The following is a 19,459-nucleotide window of genomic DNA, read 5'->3' on the forward strand; positions in this document are numbered from 1 at the left end:
GGTGTCCTGAGCGTCATGCGGCACGCGCCTTGTGATTGCTCACGGGAGAGCATGTCGCGCTGCCCTTCCTTGGCACTGGCGATGGCGCTGTCAATGCCCGGGCGGATCCGCTCATCGCTGACGATCGCACCCTGCCGATGCTGGTGGATGCGTGGATGCTATGAGTCGTGGCCGCCCGCAGCGTCACGACACGTCCTGAGCCGGCTACGATCGTCCGCAGGCAAGAAGAAGGCGCCCGCAGGCGCCTTCCGGGTGACACTGCGTCAGCACGCTCAGTCCACGGCCACGGTCAGAAGACGCTCGGGTTCGGCCCAGGTCTCGACGGTCAGCTCGCCGTCCTTGACGTCGATCGCGACCCGGCCGCCCCCCGCCAGCTTGCCGAACAGCAGCTCGTCGGCCAGCCGGCGCTTGATCTTGTCCTGGATCACGCGGGCCATCGGACGGGCACCCATCTGCGGGTCGAAGCCGTGCTGGGCCAGCCAGTCGCGCGCGGCCGGCGTCGCCGAGACCGAGACATTCTTGTCGTGTAGCTGCGACTCCAGTTCGATCATGAACTTGTCGACGACGCGCAGGATGTGGTCGAAGCCCAGCGACTGGAACTGCACCACCGCATCGAGACGGTTGCGGAATTCCGGCGAGAAGCTCTTGCGGATCACTTCCATCGCATCGCTGCTGTGGTCCTGCTGCATGAAACCGATCGACCGCCGCGACGCCTGGGTGGCGCCGGCATTGGTCGTCATCACCAGGATCACGTTGCGGAAGTTCGCCTCGCGCCCGTTGGTGTCGGTGAGCACGCCGCGGTCCATCACCTGCAGCAGGATGTTGAAGATGTCCGGATGCGCCTTTTCGACCTCGTCGAGCAGCAGCACGCAGTGCGGCGTCTTGACGATCTTCTCGGTCAGCAGACCGCCCTGGTCGAAGCCGACGTAGCCGGGAGGCGCGCCGATCAGCCGGCTGACCGAATGCGCTTCCATGTACTCGGACATGTCGAAGCGCACCAGTTCGATGCCCAGCTGCAGGGCGAGCTGGCGTGTGACCTCGGTCTTGCCGACGCCGGTGGGGCCGGCGAAGAGGAAGTTGCCGATCGGCTTGTCGGGACTGCCCAGACCGGAGCGTGCGAGCTTGATGGCCGAGGTCATCAGTTCGATCGCAGGATCCTGGCCGAAGATCACCATCTTGAGGTTGCGCTCGAGATGCTCGAGCACGTCCTTGTCGGTGGCGCTGACCTGCTTGGCGGGAATGCGCGCCATCTTCGCGACGATCGTCTCGACTTCCTCGACGTCGATCAACGCCTTGCGCACGCCCTCCGGCAGCAGGCGCTGACGCGCCCCCGCCTCGTCGATGACGTCGATGGCCTTGTCCGGCAGCAACCGGTCGGCAATGTGCTTGACCGACAGGTCGACCGCAGCCTGCAGCGCCTCGTCGGCGTAGGTCACGTCGTGATGCGCCTCGTAGCGGGGCTTGAGTCCCTGCAGGATCTGGAAGGTCTCGCTGACGGTCGGCTCGACGATGTCGATCTTCTGGAAACGCCGCGCGAGCGCGCGATCCTTCTCGAAGATGCCGCGGTATTCCTGGAACGTCGTCGAGCCGATGCAGCGCAGCTCGCCCGCCGACAGTGCCGGCTTGATCAGATTGGACGCGTCCATGGTGCCGCCCGACGCCGAACCGGCACCGATGATGGTGTGGATCTCGTCGATGAACAGGATCGCGCCGGGATGTTTCTTGATCGCCGCGAGTACCGCCTTGAGGCGCTTCTCGAAATCACCGCGGTACTTGGTCCCCGCGACCAGCGCGCCCAGATCGAGCGCGTAGATCGTCGCCTCGCTGAGCACCTCGGGCACCTCGCCATCGACGATGCGCTTGGCCAGCCCCTCGGCAATCGCGGTCTTGCCCACGCCCGCCTCGCCGACATAGAGCGGATTGTTCTTGCGGCGGCGGCACAGGACCTGGATCGTCCGCTCGACTTCCTCGGCGCGGCCGACCAGCGGATCGATGCGGCCCTCGCGCGCGGCGGCGTTGAGATCGCTCGCGAACTCGGCCAGCGCATCGCCCTTGCCCTCGCCGTCGGAGTCGCGTCCCTGGGCGGCGTCGTCAGGGGTGCCCTCCGGCTCGTCGCCGCCGGTCTTGGCGATGCCGTGCGAGAGGTAGTTGACGACATCCAGACGGGTGACGTCCTGCTGGTTGAGGTAGTAGACCGCGTGCGAGTCCTTCTCGCCGAAGATCGCCACCAGCACGTTCGCGCCGCTGACTTCCTTCTTGCCCGAGGACTGCACGTGGTAGACAGCCCGCTGGAGCACTCGCTGGAACCCCAGCGTGGGCTGGGTGTCGCGCGTGTCGTCCTCGGCCAGCTTGGTGACCGACGTCAGGATGGCCTGTTCCAGGTCGCTGCGCAGGCGCTCGAAATCGGCGCCGGTGGCCTTGAGCACGGCCTCCGCGGACGGGTTCTCGAGCAGCGCCAGCAACAGGTGTTCGACCGTCATGTACTCGTCGCGGGCCTCGCGGGCGCGCTTGTAGCACTGGCCGATGGTGAATTCGAGATCTTTGCTGAACATGGGGCGGACGCCTCCGGCTTCACTGACACCCTAGATGGGGCCCGAATCCGGCAATCAAACCCTGCCCCCCGTAGGCCTTATTAGGCCTTTTCCATTGTGCAGAGCAAGGGATGAAGATTGAGGCGCGCGTATTCGTTCACCTGGGCGACCTTGGACTCGGCCACCTCGCGGCTGTACACACCGCAGACGCCGCGGCCGCGCGTGTGGACATGCAGCATCACCTGGGTCGCCCGCTCGAGATCCAGGGCGAAGAACCGCACCAGGATCTCGACAACGAAGTCCATCGGCGTGTAGTCGTCGTTAAGCAGCAGCACTGAATAGAGCGGCGGCGGCGCCACATCGGGGCGACTTGCGGCGACGGCCGTGCCGTGCGCTTCTTCGTGTTCGGGTCTGCGACTCATGCGCCGATTATACCGCCGGGGCGGCGATGGACGCCCCGGACCCCGACCGTCAGAATGGCCGGCACTCCCCCCGATACCGGTGCCTCGATGCATCCCAGCCGCCTGTTGCGGGCCTCCCGCCCGGCCTCGCTCGCCTGCCTGCTGGCCCTGTCGCCGCTGGCCGCTGCCGAAACGCCGCCCGCAGCGCCAGGTGACACCTTGGCCCAGCGACTCGATGCACAGGGCGTGCGCTACGAGCGCGACGAGGACGGAGATTTCCGGGTCGTGTTCGCCTGGCAGCAGGAGGACCGCTCGCAGATCGCCTTCGTCAGCGGCAGCGCCCACGCGCTCGGCGACACGTCGGTGCGCGAGGTGTTCTCGCCGGCCGCGCCGGTTCCGCCTGGCGGCTTCAGCGCCAGCCAGGCGGACATGCTGCTGCGCGAAAGCCAGCGCAACATCCTCGGGGGTTGGGAGATCGCGGGCGAGACGCTGTTCTACGTCATCAAGCTGCACGACGATGCAGACGGCACCCGGATCGAGCAGGCGCTGGAGATCGCGGCGCAGCTCGCCGACGATATGGAACTGCAGCTCACCGGCGGGGACGCGATGTGATGGCAGTGTCCGCCGATCCGCGTTTCTGGCAACCCGATGTCACGGTCGCCACCGTGGTCATGGATGGCGGCCGCGTGCTTTGCGTCGAGGAGCGCGTGGACGGGCGCCTGGTCATCAACCAGCCGGCCGGCCACCTGGAGCCGGGCGAATCCCTGCTCGAGGCCGCGGTGCGCGAGACGCTCGAAGAGTCGGGCTGGACTGTGGAACTGACCGCTTTCGTCGGCAGTTATCTGTGGACGTCCGCTCCGCGTCCTGGTGAACCGGAGGGCCGGCACTTCCTGCGTTTCGCCTTCGCCGCGCGTCCGCTCGCGCACGATCCGGCACGCACGCTCGACGAGGGCATCGAGAAGGCAACCTGGTTCACGCCGGCCGCGCTGCAGGCCGAGCGTCACCGGCACCGCAGCCCGCTGGTCTGGCAGGCGGTGGCGGACTGTCTCGGTGGCCAGCGCCATCCGCTGTCGCTGGTCCGCCACATCACATGAGCACACCCGACATCATCGTCGGCATGTCCGGCGGCGTGGACTCGTCGGTGGCGGCGTTGCTGCTGCGCGACGCCGGCACGCCGCTCGCCGGGCTGTTCATGCAGAACTGGGCCGACGACGGCAGTGGCGAATGCCGGGCCGAGGCGGACCGTCGCGATGCGGTCGCGGTGTCGGGTCGTCTGGGCATTCCGATCCATTTCCGTGATTTCTCCGGCGAGTACTGGGGCGGCGTGTTCGAGCATTTCATCGCCGAATATGCCGCCGGCCGCACGCCCAATCCCGACGTGCTGTGCAACCGCGAGATCAAGTTCAAGCACTTCCTGGATGCGGCGCATGCGCTGGGCGCGGCGCGGATCGCGACCGGCCATTACGCGCGCGTCGACCACGAGGGAGGCCGCTGGCGGTTGCTGAGAGCGCTCGATCGCAACAAGGACCAGAGCTACTTCCTGCACCAGCTCGGCCAGCGGCAGCTCGCGGCGACCCTGTTCCCGCTCGGGGGACTGCCCAAGACCGACGTGCGTGCCCTCGCCCGTGCGGCAGGCCTGCCGACGGCGGAGAAGAAGGACTCGACCGGTATCTGCTTCATCGGCGAACGCGATTTCCGTACGTTTCTTGGCCAGTACCTGCCGGCCCGCGAAGGCGAGATGCGCACACCCGACGGCCGCACGGTGGGCACGCATCCGGGCGTGTTCTATTTCACCCTTGGCCAGCGCGAAGGCCTGCAGATCGGCGGCGTTCGCGGCTTCGAGGCGGCGCCCTGGTACGTCGTCGGCAAGGATGTGGGCGACAATGTGCTCTACGTCGCCCAGGGCGCCGACACGCCGTACCTGCTGTCGTCGCACCTGACCAGCGAACCCGCACACTGGATCGGTGGCGATCCGCCGGCGCAGCGTTTCCGCTGCACCGCCCAGACCCGCTACCGGCAACACGAGGAATCCTGCGAAGTGACCATCGACGAGAACACCGGCCGGCTCGACGTGCGGTTCGACCGCCCTCAACGCGCGGTTACACCCGGCCAGTCCGTGGTGCTCTATGACGGCGACGTGTGCCTGGGCGGCGCGATCATCGCGCGTACCGACGCGCCGCTGGAACTGCGCGCCCGCGAGGTGGCGGCATGATGGAACAACGTGTGCTTGCGCTCGCCGGCATGGCCCAGGCGCTCAAGCAGGTCCGGCGCATCGCCGAAACCGGCCAGGCCGACGCCGCGGTGCTTTCGACCGCGCTCGACAGCGTGTTCCGCATCGATGCCGAATCGCCTGAAGCCGTCTATGGCGGCCGCGATGCGGTGGTGCCGGGCCTGGTACTGCTGCGCGACTATTTCAGCAACCAGGGCAGCGATCCGGTGCTGCCCAAGCTCGGCCTGGCGGTGGTGCAGCTCGAACGCCGCTTCATGCAGGACGCGACGGTCAGCGGCGAGGTCCATCACGGCATTCTCGAGATCAAGCCCAAGGCCGAGCAACTGGGGCACACGCACCCCGAGGTGCTGGCCGCGCTCGGCGCGCTGTATGCCGACACCGTCAGCCACCTGCGCCCGAAAGTGATGGTCCAGGGCAACCCGCATTACCTGGGGCAAGCCAATGTCGTCGCCGAGATCCGGGCGGTGCTGCTGGCCTCGTTGCGCTCCGCAGTCCTCTGGAGGCAGATGGGCGGCAGCCTGTGGGACTTCCTGCTGCGCCGTCAGCAGATGCTCGCGGCGATCTGAAGCCGCGACGCGGATACATCACCAAGGGCGCGCGATCTCGCTGACCAAGCTAAAGCCGCGCACATGGGTGCCGATACCGGGGATGTAGGAACCCCCTGAGACCGCCCATGTACGCACGCATCCTGATCCGCCTCGCCGCGCCCCTAGCCCTGACCCTGCTGCTGCCGCTTGCGTTCGTCCTCGATTGGGCGGCGCCGGTGCGCTGGGCGGTCCTGATCACCCTGACCGCCAGCTGGCTGGTGACCGCCGGCTGGCTGGCGCTCCGTGACGCCCGCCCGACTGCCGAGCACTCCCGCGCGATGAAGGAGCAGGACGACCTGCTCGGTGAACTGCGCCAGTTCGTCGGCGCGGAAATCGAGGGCTCCCGCGTGGAGGTCGAACGCGCCCGCGAGCTGATCCGCCAAGCGGTCAGCGGCCTTGGCAGCAGCTTCGATGCGATGAACCGCAAGTCGCGCCAGCAGGCCCAGGCGATGAGCCGGCTGCTCGACCGAGCCGGTGACCAGGACGGCATGGGCGGGGCGGACGTCGCGCGCTTTGCCCAGCACGCCAGCCAGCGCATGGAGCAGCTGGTCGAGGCGCTGGAGCAGGTCAGCGGCCAGAGCGGCGTGACCGTTACCCACATCGACGAGATGGCCGGACATCTGGACGGCATCTTCGCCCTGCTCGAGGACGTGAAGTCGATCGCCGACCAGACCAACCTGCTGGCCCTCAACGCGGCGATCGAAGCGGCGCGCGCAGGCGAGGCGGGTCGCGGCTTCGCCGTGGTCGCCGATGAGGTCCGCAACCTGTCCGAACGCTCCACTGCGTTCAACGAGCAGATCCGCAAGCTGGCGCATTCCTCGAAGGAATCGATCGCCAAGGTCCGTGACACGGTATCGGGCATGGCCTCGCGCGACCTCGACCGCTCACGCGAAGCTAGGACCGAAGCAGCCGGCATGCTGGAACAGGTCGCCACCATCAACCGCTCGCTCGGCGACGGCATGCGCGAGATCTCCGAGTGCGGTCGCGCGATCGACGCGAGCGTCAGCGAGGCCGTACGCGCACTGCAGTTCGAGGACATCGCCACGCAGGCGCTGGGCGGCGTGCACACCCACCTCGAACGCCTCAACGCGATCAACCGCGAGGCCATCGAGCTGCAGGACCTGCTGCGCCGTAACGGCGGCGTCTTCGACGAGGAGCTCACCAAGGCCCTGCAGCGGATCGGACAGCGCCTGCGCGAACTGCGCACGACCTGGGAGCGACCGCCGCACAAGCCGGTGACTCAGGATTCGCTGGGTGCCGGTACGGTCGAGCTGTTCTGACCGAAGCCCGAACTTGGACCTTCCGAGCCCCGGCTGGATCGACCCGCACGCCCCGGCCCTGTCCGGGGCATGCGCGTTGCCGCCGTCCGGGCCCGATAACGTGCAGCGGATAGGCGGCGACCTGCTCGAGCAGCTGGAACTCGCGGGCCGCCAGGAACTGCAGACGCTGCTCGGCCCGGCAGCGCCGGACGGGCATCACGCGTCCGCACTCGACCCGGTCGAGTCGGTGATTGCCTGGGATCTCGCCGCCGGGTTCTGAGCGGCGGAGTACGTAGTCGCACGCGGGGATGCACGCGGGCGATGGTCGATCAGGTCCCTGCACCGCGACAGCAGTTGCGCGCATATACGTTCTGGCAGACCTCCGCAGTGCATTGATGCGCCTGCGCTCGACCGATCGGGTCGTGGGGTGCGCGCGCCACATGACCGCCGCACATCCGGGAGAACCGGGCAGGACTCAGCCAACGGGCCAGGAAGGCGCGGCCGCCTCGTCGCCGCTCGTGCCCAGTTCCTGCCTCGATGACGGTGCATCGCCCACGGAGGATCGGGACTTGTCCGTCGCAGCAGGGCGCTTGCCGACCCGGCCGCGCTTTCTGGGCGGGACCCCGCTCGCCGTTTCCGACGGCCTGCGTCGGTTACGCAACGACGCCGACGCTCGCCATACAGGCGCGGCGCGCTGTGCAACACGCCCCCCTGTCCACGACGCGCATGCCGATGCCGGCGGGTTCTGCGGGGCTGAGACGCAGCCTTACGCCCGCCGCGCCGCGCTGGGCAGCGCGCGGCGGATCCGTGCAGCGGGGGCGACCACGCGAGCGTTCAAGTCCGTTTGATTGTCCAAGATGTGCCCCATCGCGGCGCCGGGAATGCGGGCGTGCGATCGCAGCTGGCAGGAGCCGGACTCACCACGCGTGGCGCGCGGTCTGGGCGGCGAGGCCGCTACGGAACGGTCGTGTCCTGCAGCGCGCATGTCCGGCGCTGCAGCTTCATCGATGCAGCAGCCCGAGCACCAGCCGCCGCGGTTCAGCCCATGGACGCGTGGACCGGCTCGACATGATCGGCGCTCAGCGCGCGAGCCTGCAGCCAGCGCACCATCTCCCGCGGAGCCAGCGGCCTGGAATGCAGATAGCCCTGCACCTCGTCGCACCCGTATTCGCGCAGCAGCCGTTCGTCCTCGTTCGACTCGACCCCTTCGGCCAGCACCTGCATGCGCAGCGCCTTGCCGAGCTGGATGATCGCGCGCGTCACTTCCACCGCCCGCCCCGTCCCGTCGGATGCCGCCAGGCCGGCAATGAAGCTCCGGTCGATCTTCAGCCGCCCTACCGGAAAACGGCTCAGGTAGCTGAGGCTCGAGAATCCGGTGCCGAAATCGTCCACGGCCAGGGCAACGCCAGCGCTCTGCAATGCGCCGAAGCACTCCCACAAGGCGTCGGTATCGAGCAGCAAGGCGGACTCGGTGATCTCCAGTTCGAGCCGGGCGGTCGACCATCCCGTGTCGGCGCACGCCAGCAGGACGCGCTGGGTGAACCCGGGATCGCGCAGTTGCACGGCCGAGACATTGACCGACATGCGGCCAAAGCGCAGGCCCGACGCATCCCATGCGGCGGCCTGCCGGCAGGCCTCGCGCAGGACCCATTCGCCGATCGCGACGATGTCGCCCGTCGCCTCGGCGATTTCGATGAACTCGCCCGGCGCGCAGGGTCCAAGCTCCGGATGGTGCCAGCGCAGAAGCGCCTCCATGCCGCAGACGCCGCCGTCGGCCAGATCGATCAGCGGCTGGTAAGCCAGCGAGAACTCCTCCTGCTCGAGCGCGCCGCGCAGCGCATGCTCGATCTCCAGGCGGCGCCGGGCCTGCAGCCACGCCGTGGGGCTGTAGAACTCGATGTGGTTGCGCCCTTCGCGGCGGGCACCGTGCAGGGCCACGCCGGCGGCGCGCAGCAGCTCATCGAAGCCCACGCCCGGCGGACGCACCGCGATCCCGGCGCTGATCCCGAAGCGCAGCAGCTCGCCGGCAGCGGGCACGGGGTCGGACAGGCCGTTGACGATGCGTTGGGCGGCAAGCGTCACCTCCTGACGACTGGCGCCCTGCTGCAGCAGCACCACGAACTCGTCGGCGCCGATGCGCCCGAACACGTCGCCGGCGTCCACCAGCATGTGCAGCCGGGCCGCGACCGCCTTGAGCACGAGATCACCGGCGGCATGGCCATGGGCCTCGTTGATTCCGCCGAAGCCGGAGATATCGAGGAGCAGCAGCGCCTGGCACAGCGATCCGCCCTGGCTCAGTGCCGAATCCACGTCCTGACGCAGACGGGTGCGGTTGGGCAGTCCGGTGAGCGCATCGTAGTGGGCCAGCTGCTCGATGCGCTCGCTGGCCGCACGTTCGCCCGAGATATCCCGGAACAGCACCAGGTAACGCGGCGGTAGACCCGGCTCGCGGACGAAATCGACCACCGCCTGGGTCCAGACCTGCGCCCCGTCCGGGCGGTAGAAACATAGTTCGATCGATGCCGCGGGCGCGCCCGATGCGACCCGGCTCATCGCCGCCTGCAGGGCCTCGCGGGATTCGGTGGTGTAGTGCCTCAGCAGATCGTCGAGCGGAAGCGACTGCCCTTCCCGCCCGTGCAGCCCGGCACACTCTCCGGTCCAGTGCAGCGTGCGTGTCTCTGCGTCGATCTCGCAGCCGCCGATCCGGCCGAGCTCGGCAACTCGGCGCAGCAGCGCGCCGCGCCGACGGGCTTCGGCATCACTCTGGCGCTGGCGGGTCACATCCTGCACCTGGGCCAGTACCGTAAGCGGCCGGCCATTCCCGTCGCATTGCGGCGAAGCCCATATCTGCAGGACGTTGGCCGCGCCCTTGCCGGACAGGGTGAGCTCGAAGTGCGCGGGCTCGGTGCGGTCGCGCAGTTCGCGCCACGCGCGGCGCAGCACGGGGAACTCCGCCCGTCGACAGCGCCGCAGCCAGTTGCGCAGCCCGGCGCCCTCCTCGATGTCGAGCAGGGCGCGCAGTTGCGGCGCGCAGGAGACGCGATCGTCATCGATGGCCCATTGCCAGCTGCCCATGCCCGCCAGGCGCTGGGTGTCCTCGACCAGGCCGCGTTGCTCGCGCAGCGTGTGCTCGAGACGCTTCTGGTGATCGATGCAGGTCAGCGTTCCGGCGACCTTCGATGGACGGCCCTGCGCATCGCGTGCGGTGACCTGTCCGCTGTCGCGCACCCAGCGCCAGTCACCGTCCTCGCGGACGCAGCGGTACTCGCACAGATACTGCGCGACGGCGCCTTCGAGATAGGCGCCCAGGGCAGTACGCCTGGGGCCGCGGTCGTCGGGATGGATGCGCTGCTCCACCGCGTCGAACGGCAGAGGCGCATCGTGTCCCGCGCGACCCACCCATTGGATCCAGGCCGCCGACCCGCGCATCTGGTCATGCCGCAGCTCCCACACCCACAACGCGTGCCCGCCCGACTCGGCGGCTTCCAGCCAGTCATCCAGATCCTCCGACAGGCGCACGCTCAGCGAGAACGCCAGCGGCCCGCTGTCGTCGACCTGCACCGCCCGCAGCAGGCCGCGCAGCGGCATGCCGGTATCGGGCAGCTCGCAGGGCAGCTCGTCCACACCGTCGAGCAGGCGTGCGTACAGCCCCGCCAGCGACGCCGCATGCCGCTCGACCAGCCGGTCCAGGCCGCGCCGGCGAGCCGCGGGGTTGGCCGCAATGCAGCGCCCGCCCCGGTCGAGCAGCAGCACGCCATCCGAGACCGGATGGTCGAGGAGGCTGGAAATGAGGCCGGGTTCCATCGCGCTGCGGTCGCTCCGTCTGTGGCCTCGTCCGCGGAAGCGGCGGGGCGTCCCGAGTGTTAGCGGCGCCGGCGCACTGAAGTTGAGCCGCCACTGCGCGCGCGGGCGTTAGACTCCGGGGCCACATGCATGGAAGGAGATGCGCCGGAAATGGCGTCCGGACCCACTGCCCCCGATCCGATCCATCGTGGCCGCGCTGTCGAGCGCATGGCCGACCCCCTGACCGCCGTGCACACGGCAGCAGGCGAATTTCGCGAACTCATGCGCCTGCTTCCCGATGGGATCTTGCTGCTGGTAGAGGACCGGATCGTCCACGCCAATCCGGCCGCAGAGGCGATCTTCGGCCATCCCCCCGGCGGGCTGTGCGGCATGCATGCCGGTTGCCTGGTGAGCGACGGCACACGCGAAGCATTCCTGGGCTGGCTGACGACCCCGGCCGGCGCGGGGGACGCACCGCCACCATCGCTGCGCATGTGTCGCCGCGACGGCTCGCGGTTCGAGGCCGCACTCACGTGTGCGCAGGTCGGCCTGGACGGTCGCCCGTGCACGCTGCTCGTCGTGCGCGACCTGACAGAGGTGGAGCGCATGCGCGACGAACTGGCCCGTGGCAACCGCGAGCTGCAGGCACTGGCCGCGCGCGTGTTCACGGTGCAGGAGGACGAGCGCCGTGCGATCTCGCGCGAGCTGCATGACGACATCGGACAGTCCGTCACGGCGATGAAGATGGCGGCGCTCAGCGCGCTCGACGAATCCGACGAGCATCGTCGGCGCGACGACCTTGGCGACATTCTCGTGCTGGCCGACGCGACCCTAGAGCGGCTGCGCGATATCTCGATCCTGCTGCGCCCGCCGCAACTCGATGCGCTGGGCCTGGAGGCCGCGCTTCGCTGGCATGCCGAGCGCCTGCTGCGCGGCGCGGGCCTGGTACCCGCGCTGCAGATCGAGCCCCTGCCCCGCCGACCCGACGCTGCGGTCGAACAGGCCTGCTTCCGCATCGCCCAGGAGGCCCTGACGAACATCATGCGCCATGCCGGCGCCAGCCGGGTCGCCCTGTCGCTGCGTGACGACGGCGAAGGCCTGCACCTGTGCGTGGAGGACGACGGCGCGGGATTCCTCCCCGGCGCGGCGCGTGGCCTCGGCCTGGTGATCATGCGCGAGCGTGCGCACATGATCGGGGGCCGGTTCGACGTGGAGTCGCGGCCGGGCAACGGCACGCGGATCGAAGCCTGGCTCCCCTATGCCGGGGCATCGACAACGCCGCCCGATCCGCATGCCGGCGGCTAGAATCGATCGATGCACATGCCCGATGCCGTTCCCACCCCTCCGACACCCCGGCTCGGCGCAGCGCATCCCGTACTGGTGGGGATGATCCGGGACGCCCTGGATTCCGGCGTCCCGCTGGTCCTGCTGCACGTCGACATCGAACACTTCGCTTCGGTCAACCAGAACATGGGCGTGGACGTGGGCGACGCGGCACTCGACGCGGTGGGCCAGCGGCTGCAGGACCGGGTGGCGGGCCGCGGCCAGGCGTGGCGGCATGGCAGCGACGAGTTCATCGTGGCTGTCTCCCAGGCCGGCGCCGATGCCCAGGCGGCACAGACGCTGGCCCTCGAACTGATCGCCGAGATCGAGCGCCCGCTGGAAGTGCTGCCCTACACGCTGTTCCTCGAGGCCAGGATCGGCATCAGTCTCTGCCCGCACCATGGCGACGACCCCTCGATGTTGCTGCAACTGGCGGAAACGGCCGTGCGCCGGGCATCGGAAACCGTCGACGAGCCGGTGCAACTGCACGCCACCGGCGTCCACGAACGCACGCAGAGCGAAAGCACGATCGCCAGGCAGATCGTCGACGCCCTGCCCAACGGCGAGTTCCGGCTGCGCTACCAGCCCAAGATCAGCGCCCGCGACGGACGCGTGATCGGCATGGAGGCACTGGTCCGCTGGCAGTCGCCGGTGCTGGGCCCGCTGCTGCCCGAACGCTTCCTGCCCACCGCCGAACGTATCGGGCTGATCCTGAAGATCGGCGACTGGATGCTCGAGCGGGTCATCGTGCAGGTGCGCGCCTGGCGCGAACAGGGCTTCGACGACTTCTTCGTCGGCGTCAACGTGACGACCCAGCAGCTGCTGCAGCCGGATTTCGTCGACCGCTTGCTTGCGCGCATGCAGCATGCCGGCCTGCCGATGTCGTCGATCGTGCTGGAACTCAACGAACGCGTGCTCACCCAGAACAGCACCGACGTGGTCTATCGCACCGTGTCGGCGCTGCGCCACGAGGGCATCGCCGTCACCCTCGACAACTTCGGGACCGGTGACGCCAGTCTCGGCGCGCTCGTGCGCTACCCCGCCGACATCCTCAAGATCGACCGCAGCTTCATCAGCGCCGCACCCGCCGGCAGCCGCGAGACGGCCATCGTGCGCGCGCTCATCGCAATGGGCCACCAGCTCGGCATGAAGGTCATCGCCAATGGCGTGGAGAGCGAGGCACAGCTGGGATTCCTGCGCCGCGCGGACTGCGACTACTTCCAGGGCTACCTGTTCGGCGAGCCGATGAGCGCCGACGCCGCGGGCCAGGCACTTCGTCGCCGGTACCTGAGGCCCGAACTCTTCACCGCCACCCAGTCCGACCGCACGCTGTTGCTGGTCGACGACGAGCAGAACGTGCTGCGTTCGCTGGTGCGGCTGTTCCGCCGCGACGGCTACCGCATTCTCGCAGCCGGCAACGTGCGCGATGCCTTCGGCCTGCTGGCCACCAACCAGGTCCAGGTCATCCTGTCGGACCAGCGGATGCAGGAGATGGACGGCACCGAGTTCCTCGGTCGGGTCAAGATGCTCTATCCAGACACGATCCGCCTCGTCCTGTCGGGGTATACGGACCTGGCCACCGTGACCGACGCCATCAACCGCGGCGCCATCTACCGGTTCCTGACCAAGCCCTGGGACGACAACAAGCTGCGCGAACACATCCGCCAGGCCTTCCGCACGTACGAAGCCCAGCGCGTCCGCGAGCCGGAGTAAGTCAGCCCTCCACCGGCTGCGGCTGGCGCACCGGCAGGATCACCCGGAACCGGCTGCCGGCCTGCGGCGTGCTCTCGACCTCGATGCGCCCGTGATGCTTGGCCACGATCCCGTAGGAGATCGACAGGCCCAGTCCGGTGCCCTTGCCCACCGGTTTGGTGGTGAAGAACGGGTCGAAGATGCGCTGCAGGACTTCGGGCGGAATGCCGTTGCCGGTGTCGCCGATCTCCACCCACACCTGCCCCGGTTCGTGCCCGGTCCGCACGCTGATCACGCCCTCGCCATCGATGGCCTGGCCGGCATTGAGCAGCAGGTTCATGAAGACCTGGTTCAACTCCGACTGCAGGCATTCGATCATCGGCAGCGTGCCGTAGTCCTTCTCGAGCCTGGCCTTGTAGCGCAACTCGTTCCAGACGATGTTGATCGTCGAATCCAGCCCTGCATGCAGATCGGCCAGCCGCCAGGCGTGTTCGCGGTCCGAGCGCGAGAAGTCGCGCAGGTCGCGGACGATCGCGGTCACGCGCTCGATGCCCTGGCGCGACTCGGTCAGCAGCTGCGGCAGGTCGCGGCTGATGAAATCGACGTCCAGACGCTCGCGCGTGTCGTCGATCTCGGCCCGCATCGAAAGCGGGTCGTGCGCGCGCATCGCGCGTTCGTAGACGTCGATCAGCGCGAACAGATTGCCCACGTATTCCTGGAGGCTTCCCAGGTTGGAGTGGACATAGCCGATCGGATTGTTGATCTCGTGCGCCACGCCAGCGGCCAGCTGGCCGATCGAGGCGAGCTTCTCGGACTGCAGCAGTTGTTCCTGCGCGGCATTGAAGCGGACGTTGAGTTCCTCGTGGCGCTGCTGGAGCTCGCCGTCATCGCCGTTGCCTGGCTGCGCGTCGCTGCGCAGGAGCAGAAGAAAGCGGCCCGCTTCGGCCCCCAGCCAGTACAGCCGGACCTCGAGCGTCGTGGCCGGCAGGACGATGCTGTCCGCCCAGCTGCCATGCGCGCGGGCGTCGCGTGCCGCCTGCAGTGGCACCAGGCGATCGAGACGTCCGCAGGCGTCGACCCAGACCGGGTGCGCGCGCAGCATCGCCTCGGCCGCAGGGTTCGCATAGATCAGGCGGCCGTCCGCCTCGTGCAGGCAGACGCCCTCGTCGACGCGGGACAGGGCAATGGCGGCCAACGGGGCCGGGGGAGCGGACAGCGGGGAAAGCGGCGGCACGGCGTAGACCCGTTGGAGGGGGCCCACGATTCTAAGCCGCCGGGCTCAGGCGACCGCCAGCTCGCGCGGACGGCGGGCAGTCTCGGCCCGGCCGCTGGCGTCGTAGGCCGGGGCGCTTTCCATCCGCCCGAGGTGGCGCAAGGCCCAGTTGACCTCGCGCCGTCGCCGCGCCAGCAGCGCGCCGTTGGCCCGGTTGAACTCGGCCAGTTCGGCAAGCGGGCCCGACAGTTCGCCGCTGGGATAGGTTTCCAGCTCGCGCAGGGCGACGATCTTGTCGCGCGTGGAGCGCATCAGCGCGTCCACGTCGTGACCGATCAGCGCCTCGCGCTCGGCCGACAACGCGGCCGCGAGACGTTCCAGGCTGGCCTGAGGGTCGGACATCAGCCGGCCAGCCGGGCGTCCAGGTCGAGCATGCGCGAGGCGATGGCCTCGGCATCGACCTTGTAGCTGCCCGACGCGATCGACTCGCGCAGGGCCTGGACGCGGGCTTCGTCGAATGCGGGCTTCGTGGCGAGGTCGCGCTGGAGGGTCTGCAGCCCGGTGGCTTCGCCGGTCAGGCGCAGGCTGTCCGCGGCGGCGGCAGCCTCGATCGGCCTGGCGCGCGACTCGCCTGCGCGGCCGGCCTGGGCGGTGCCGACGGCAGCCAGGGCGCGACTCACGGGGGCGGCGGTGCCTTCGATCCTGTTGGTCATGTCGGAGCTCCTGACACGAGGGTCTTGTATGGGGTCATGGCCGGTATCGGCCGGATCGGGAGAAGCTTGAGGGGCAATGTGACCACGGCTTCAACGCCCGACCCGCACGTCGCCGGCCTCGTCGACGGTTCCCTGCACCACTCTGCGCGAGCTGAGGTTCTCGACGCTGACGCGCTCGCGAATCCCGGCATCGGCCAGCGCCCGCCCCGCCATGCGCACTTCGATCCCGCCCTGGCTCGACACCAGGGCGATGGTATCGCCCCGCCGCACCAGGCGCGGCGTCACCAGGTCCCCGGCGGTCAGCACGCTGCCGGCCACCAGGGTGCGCCGGGCGCTGCGGCCGACCGCTTCTGCCGGATCGGCGATCGCCGCGCCGGCGATGCGGGTGGCATCGCGCTGCTGGGTCATGAAGGTATCGGCCGTGATCGCCTCGCCTGCAGCGACGCTGCGCGACAGCACCAGGACGCTCTGCTGGCGGCGCACGCGCAGCGGCACGAACAGGCGCCAGCCTTCCGGGCAGGCCACTTCCACGGTGGCGGCGCCGGTCCGCCGGGCCTGCAGCGGTTGCGCGCAGCGCGGCATCCGCAGCGCCGGGTCGAGGCTTGCGTCCGCCTCTTCCCCCGCTTCCGCGGTCGACAGCGCGGCGGCGCGGATCGATTCCACCGGCTGGAAGGGATTGGCCACGGCGCTGGCGCCCCAGGCCGCGAGCAGCGCGCCCACGGCGAGGCGGACTGCCAGTCGGCGCCATGCAATGAGGGTGGACAGCGGAAGGAGCATGGGGCGGTCCGGTACGGGATGCCGGCACTGGTGCAAGTCCCGTGCCGGGCGGCTTGCCGCACGCCGCGACCGGCGGACCGCGCGGCGGTTGATCGGGCGACCCTCAAGTGCGCGGCCGTGGCGCCGATACCGGGACCATGTCGCAGGATCTGCTCGACCGCATCGATCAACGCACCCGCCTCGCCGGCCACAACCGGCTGGCGCTGCTGCTGTTCCGCCTCGGCGGGCGCCAGGTTTTTGGCGTCAACGTGTTCAAGGTGCAGGAAGTGCTGCGCCGGCCCAACCTGTTCCAGGTACCGGGCCTGCCGTTGCAGTTCGCCGGCGTGGCCGACGTGCGCGGACGCAGCGTGCCCGTGCTCGATCTCGGCCTGGGAATCGGCCATCCCGAGCGCGCCCAGGACGACCTGCCCGGCTACCTGGTGGTGACCGAGTTCAACCGCTCGGTGCAGGGTTTCCTGGTCAGCGACGTCGAGCGCATCGTCAACATCGCGGTCGAGGACATCCTGCCGCCCCCCGATCTCGGTGCCGATGGCGGATATCTGACCGCGGTGACCCGTTTCCAGGGCGAACTGATCCAGGTCATCGACGTGGAAAGCGTGCTGGCGGACATCTCCCAGGCACGCATGGACGCCGACCTGTCCTCCGAATACGCGCTGCCCGAGGGCGCGCCGCCGATGCAGGTACTGGTGGTCGATGACTCCCGTGTCGCGCGCCAGCAGATCCGCAGCGTGCTCGACCAGCTCGGCGTCGGCGTCACCCTGCTCTCGGACGGGCGCCAGGCGCTCGACCACCTCCTGCAGCTGCACGCGGCCGGCGAGCCGCCGTCGCAGCGCTACGCCCTGGTGGTGTCGGACATCGAAATGCCGGCGATGGATGGCTACACGCTGACGACGGAAATCCGTCGACACCCGGGCCTGTCGGACCTGTTCGTGCTGCTGCACACGTCCTTGTCGGGCGTGTTCAATACCTCGATGGTGCAGAGCGTGGGCGCCGACGCGTTCGTCGCCAAGTACAGCCCCCACGACCTGGCCGACGAGGTGCTCAAACGCCTGAACGCCGTGGCCGAGGCCGCCGGCGGGCGTCTGGTCGCGAACGCCTGAGCACCGGCGGGCAAGGCCTCCGGCAGCGCCAGCCCGGCGCAGGACCTGTCGCCTGACCGAATCGCGGCACGCCTGGCTCCCGCCCTACGCGCGCGGAGCCGCCGCGAACGGGGTCGCGACGACGCAACGGACGAACCGCCGCAGCGACTGTGGACGTGGCCTGCCGCCGTGCTACGTGCCGCTGCGCATCCGCGCGCATCGTCGGAATCCGGTCGCGCCTCGTGCCCGCCGCAGCGCGTTCTGGCACGCCGCTTGCAGCTGTCCCGGCACAGGTTTGCCGGAGGCGCCGATGTCCAATCCGATCTCGTCCTATCTCGGGCTGCAGGCCGACGCTCTGCCGTTGCGCGAGCAGCGCATGAAGCTGATCGCCAGCAATCTGGCGAACGCGGACACTCCCGGCTACCAGGCACGTGACCTGGATTTCAACGCCGCCCTCGCCAGTGCCGCGCGGGTCCGCGAGGCGGGCAACGCAACGGCACGCGAACAGGGCAACCGGATTCCGCTGTCGGGCTTCGACACGCTGCAACCCTTCGAAGTGGCGCGCATCGCCAGCCAGGGCAGTCTCGACGGCAATACCGTCGATCCCGACGCAGAGCGGGCCGCCTACGGCCGCGCCGCGCTCGAGTACCGCGCATCGCTGAGCTTCCTCGAGTCGAAGGTCCGCACCCTCCTGACCGCCATCACGGGACAGTAAGCCATGAGCAATCTGCCGATCTTCGACGTCGCCGGCTCCGCCCTGCAGGCGCAGTCGGTGCGCCTGAGTACGCTGGCCAGCAACCTGGCCAATGCCGACTCGGTCGCCGGCTCGCCCGATCAGGTCTACCGACCGCTCGAGGCCGTGTTCCGGGCCACCGCCCATGGCAGCGATCCGTCGCTGACCAACGTGCGGGTGGCGGGCATCGTCGAGCGCGACACCCCGCCGGTCCAGCGTTACGAGCCGGGCCATCCGCTGGCCGACGAACAGGGCTACGTCTACGCGCCGGACGTCGATCCGGTCTCGCAGATGGTCAACATGATCTCCGCCTCGCGCAGCTACCAGGCCGGCGTGGAGATGCTCAATACCGCCAAGGAACTGGCGATGGCCACCCTGACGATGGGCCGCTAGGCCCTCCGCCCCATTCCCCGAGCATCCGCCGATGAGCACGATCGCCAACGACATCTACAGCAGCCTCGGCATTGCCGGCGCGCCGAAGGCCGCCGACAAGAAGGCCGAGTCCCTGGGCCAGGCCGATTTCCTGCGCCTGATGACCGAACAGCTCAAGCACCAGGACCCGCTCAAGCCGATGGAGAACAGCGCGTTCCTCGGCCAGCTGGCGCAGTTCTCCACCGTGCAGGGCATCGAGGGCCTCAACGCGACCGTCAATGGTTTCGCCGGCTCGATGGCGACCGACCAGCTGCTGCGCGGCGCGACGATGGTCGGCCGCGAGGTGCTGCTGCCGTCCGCCAAGCTCGCACTGCCCGATGGCGGCGAGGCCGGCGGCATCGTGGCCGCGCCCTCGTCGGGCATGGTCACCTTCGAAATCACCGACCCCAACGGCTTGCCGGTGCGCCAGTTCACCGTGCCTGCCAAGGCCGCCGGCGAGGTGGCGTTCGAATGGGACGGCACCAATACCGCCGGCGAAAAACTACCGCCCGGCGCCTACGGCATCACCGCCAGACATGTCACCGAGACCGGGACGGCGACCAGCCTCGGCACCTACGTGCGCGGCAAGGTGCAGAGCGTCTCGGTGGGCTCGGACGGGCTCTACCTCGACCTCGAAGGCCTCGGCACCGCCCCGCTCGCCCACGTTCTGCGCGTCGGCTGAGCCGCCCGCCCCTTCCCGCTTTTTTCGCGCACGACCTCACGGAGT

19 protein-coding genes are annotated in these 19,459 nt (G+C 69.2%); 12 read left to right on the plus strand and 7 right to left on the minus strand.

Translation table 11 applies throughout. The features are described 5' to 3' along the window. Window positions 1-272: 272 nt before the first annotated feature. Entirely contained in the window at window positions 273-2,552 is a 2,280-nt protein-coding gene (gene clpA, locus EGK76_RS05745; protein WP_123831930.1) for an ATP-dependent Clp protease ATP-binding subunit ClpA, read from the minus strand. A gap of 80 nt (window positions 2,553-2,632) precedes the next feature. After that, complete coding sequence (gene clpS / locus EGK76_RS05750) at window positions 2,633-2,953, minus strand: ATP-dependent Clp protease adapter ClpS (RefSeq protein WP_123831931.1); 321 nt, start codon at window positions 2,951-2,953, stop codon at window positions 2,633-2,635. Between the two features lie 54 nt (window positions 2,954-3,007). Here clpS and EGK76_RS05755 point away from each other — a divergent pair, with 54 nt between their 5' ends. The 6 genes from EGK76_RS05755 (at window position 3,008) to EGK76_RS05780 (ending at window position 7,288) form a co-directional block, all read left to right on the plus strand. Next, entirely contained in the window at window positions 3,008-3,544 is a 537-nt protein-coding gene (locus EGK76_RS05755) for a hypothetical protein (RefSeq protein ID WP_123831932.1), read from the plus strand. Then, window positions 3,544-4,026: an NUDIX hydrolase gene (locus tag EGK76_RS05760; protein ID WP_096298377.1), complete on the plus strand. Its 483-nt coding sequence runs from the start codon at window positions 3,544-3,546 to the stop codon at window positions 4,024-4,026. The genes EGK76_RS05755 and EGK76_RS05760 overlap by 1 nt, the downstream gene beginning before the upstream one ends. Then, the gene (gene mnmA, locus EGK76_RS05765; RefSeq protein WP_096298376.1) at window positions 4,023-5,144 is read left to right on the plus strand and encodes a tRNA 2-thiouridine(34) synthase MnmA; all 1,122 of its coding nucleotides are present in this window, start codon (window positions 4,023-4,025) and stop codon (window positions 5,142-5,144) included. The genes EGK76_RS05760 and mnmA overlap by 4 nt, the downstream gene beginning before the upstream one ends. Next, a complete protein-coding gene (gene hflD / locus EGK76_RS05770; RefSeq protein ID WP_096298374.1) occupies window positions 5,144-5,728 on the plus strand; it encodes a high frequency lysogenization protein HflD in 585 nt (194 codons plus the stop codon). Before mnmA ends, hflD begins: the two co-directional genes overlap by 1 nt. A 107-nt stretch (window positions 5,729-5,835) precedes the next feature. Further along, window positions 5,836-7,029 carry a methyl-accepting chemotaxis protein gene (locus tag EGK76_RS05775; protein WP_123831933.1) on the plus strand — a complete coding sequence of 398 codons (1,194 nt, stop codon included), beginning with the start codon at window positions 5,836-5,838 and terminating at the stop codon, window positions 7,027-7,029. A gap of 13 nt (window positions 7,030-7,042) precedes the next feature. Beyond that, window positions 7,043-7,288 (plus strand): hypothetical protein, encoded by a 246-nt coding sequence (locus EGK76_RS05780; protein WP_123831934.1) that lies wholly within the window; start codon window positions 7,043-7,045, stop codon window positions 7,286-7,288. 758 nt (window positions 7,289-8,046) lie between these two features. On the opposite strand, the gene EGK76_RS05785 is transcribed toward EGK76_RS05780, so the two are convergent. Then, window positions 8,047-10,812 (minus strand): EAL domain-containing protein, encoded by a 2,766-nt coding sequence (locus EGK76_RS05785; protein WP_123831935.1) that lies wholly within the window; start codon window positions 10,810-10,812, stop codon window positions 8,047-8,049. A gap of 150 nt (window positions 10,813-10,962) precedes the next feature. Between EGK76_RS05785 and EGK76_RS05790 the strand changes: the two genes are divergently transcribed. Both EGK76_RS05790 and EGK76_RS05795 read left to right on the plus strand, forming a co-directional pair. Next, on the plus strand, window positions 10,963-12,096 hold the full coding sequence (locus tag EGK76_RS05790) for an ATP-binding protein (RefSeq protein ID WP_158613456.1): 1,134 nt from the start codon (window positions 10,963-10,965) through the stop codon (window positions 12,094-12,096). Window positions 12,097-12,111: 15 nt separating this feature from the next. Next, window positions 12,112-13,827, plus strand: coding sequence for an EAL domain-containing protein (locus EGK76_RS05795; protein ID WP_123831937.1), 1,716 nt, complete (start codon window positions 12,112-12,114; stop codon window positions 13,825-13,827). A gap of 1 nt (window position 13,828) precedes the next feature. Here EGK76_RS05795 and EGK76_RS05800 read toward each other — a convergent pair whose 3' ends face one another. The 4 genes from EGK76_RS05800 to flgA all read right to left on the minus strand — a co-directional run bounded on the left by EGK76_RS05800 (window position 13,829) and on the right by flgA (window position 16,509). After that, window positions 13,829-15,001, minus strand: a complete 1,173-nt coding sequence (locus EGK76_RS05800) for an ATP-binding protein (RefSeq protein WP_233580171.1) — start codon at window positions 14,999-15,001, stop codon at window positions 13,829-13,831. 84 nt (window positions 15,002-15,085) lie between these two features. Further along, window positions 15,086-15,421 carry a flagellar protein FlgN gene (locus EGK76_RS05805; RefSeq protein WP_096298366.1) on the minus strand — a complete coding sequence of 112 codons (336 nt, stop codon included), beginning with the start codon at window positions 15,419-15,421 and terminating at the stop codon, window positions 15,086-15,088. Next, on the minus strand, window positions 15,421-15,732 hold the full coding sequence (gene flgM / locus EGK76_RS05810; protein ID WP_096298364.1) for a flagellar biosynthesis anti-sigma factor FlgM: 312 nt from the start codon (window positions 15,730-15,732) through the stop codon (window positions 15,421-15,423). Before flgM ends, EGK76_RS05805 begins: the two co-directional genes overlap by 1 nt. A gap of 90 nt (window positions 15,733-15,822) precedes the next feature. Continuing rightward, window positions 15,823-16,509 (minus strand): flagellar basal body P-ring formation chaperone FlgA, encoded by a 687-nt coding sequence (flgA, locus tag EGK76_RS05815; RefSeq protein WP_123831938.1) that lies wholly within the window; start codon window positions 16,507-16,509, stop codon window positions 15,823-15,825. Between the two features lie 137 nt (window positions 16,510-16,646). On the opposite strand from flgA, the gene EGK76_RS05820 reads away from it, so the two are divergent. From EGK76_RS05820 to EGK76_RS05835, 4 genes are all read left to right on the plus strand, one after another. Continuing rightward, on the plus strand, window positions 16,647-17,609 hold the full coding sequence (locus EGK76_RS05820) for a chemotaxis protein (protein WP_096300523.1): 963 nt from the start codon (window positions 16,647-16,649) through the stop codon (window positions 17,607-17,609). A gap of 289 nt (window positions 17,610-17,898) precedes the next feature. Further along, a complete protein-coding gene (flgB, locus tag EGK76_RS05825; RefSeq protein ID WP_123831939.1) occupies window positions 17,899-18,303 on the plus strand; it encodes a flagellar basal body rod protein FlgB in 405 nt (134 codons plus the stop codon). A 3-nt stretch (window positions 18,304-18,306) separates the two neighbouring features. Further along, a complete protein-coding gene (gene flgC / locus EGK76_RS05830) occupies window positions 18,307-18,714 on the plus strand; it encodes a flagellar basal body rod protein FlgC (RefSeq protein ID WP_123831940.1) in 408 nt (135 codons plus the stop codon). Between the two features lie 31 nt (window positions 18,715-18,745). Next, on the plus strand, window positions 18,746-19,414 hold the full coding sequence (locus tag EGK76_RS05835; protein WP_096298356.1) for a flagellar hook capping FlgD N-terminal domain-containing protein: 669 nt from the start codon (window positions 18,746-18,748) through the stop codon (window positions 19,412-19,414). Window positions 19,415-19,459 lie beyond the last annotated feature (45 nt).

The sequence above is a fragment of the Luteimonas sp. 100069 genome, from assembly GCF_003813845.1.
Taxonomy (GTDB): Bacteria; Pseudomonadota; Gammaproteobacteria; order Xanthomonadales; family Xanthomonadaceae; genus Luteimonas; species Luteimonas chenhongjianii.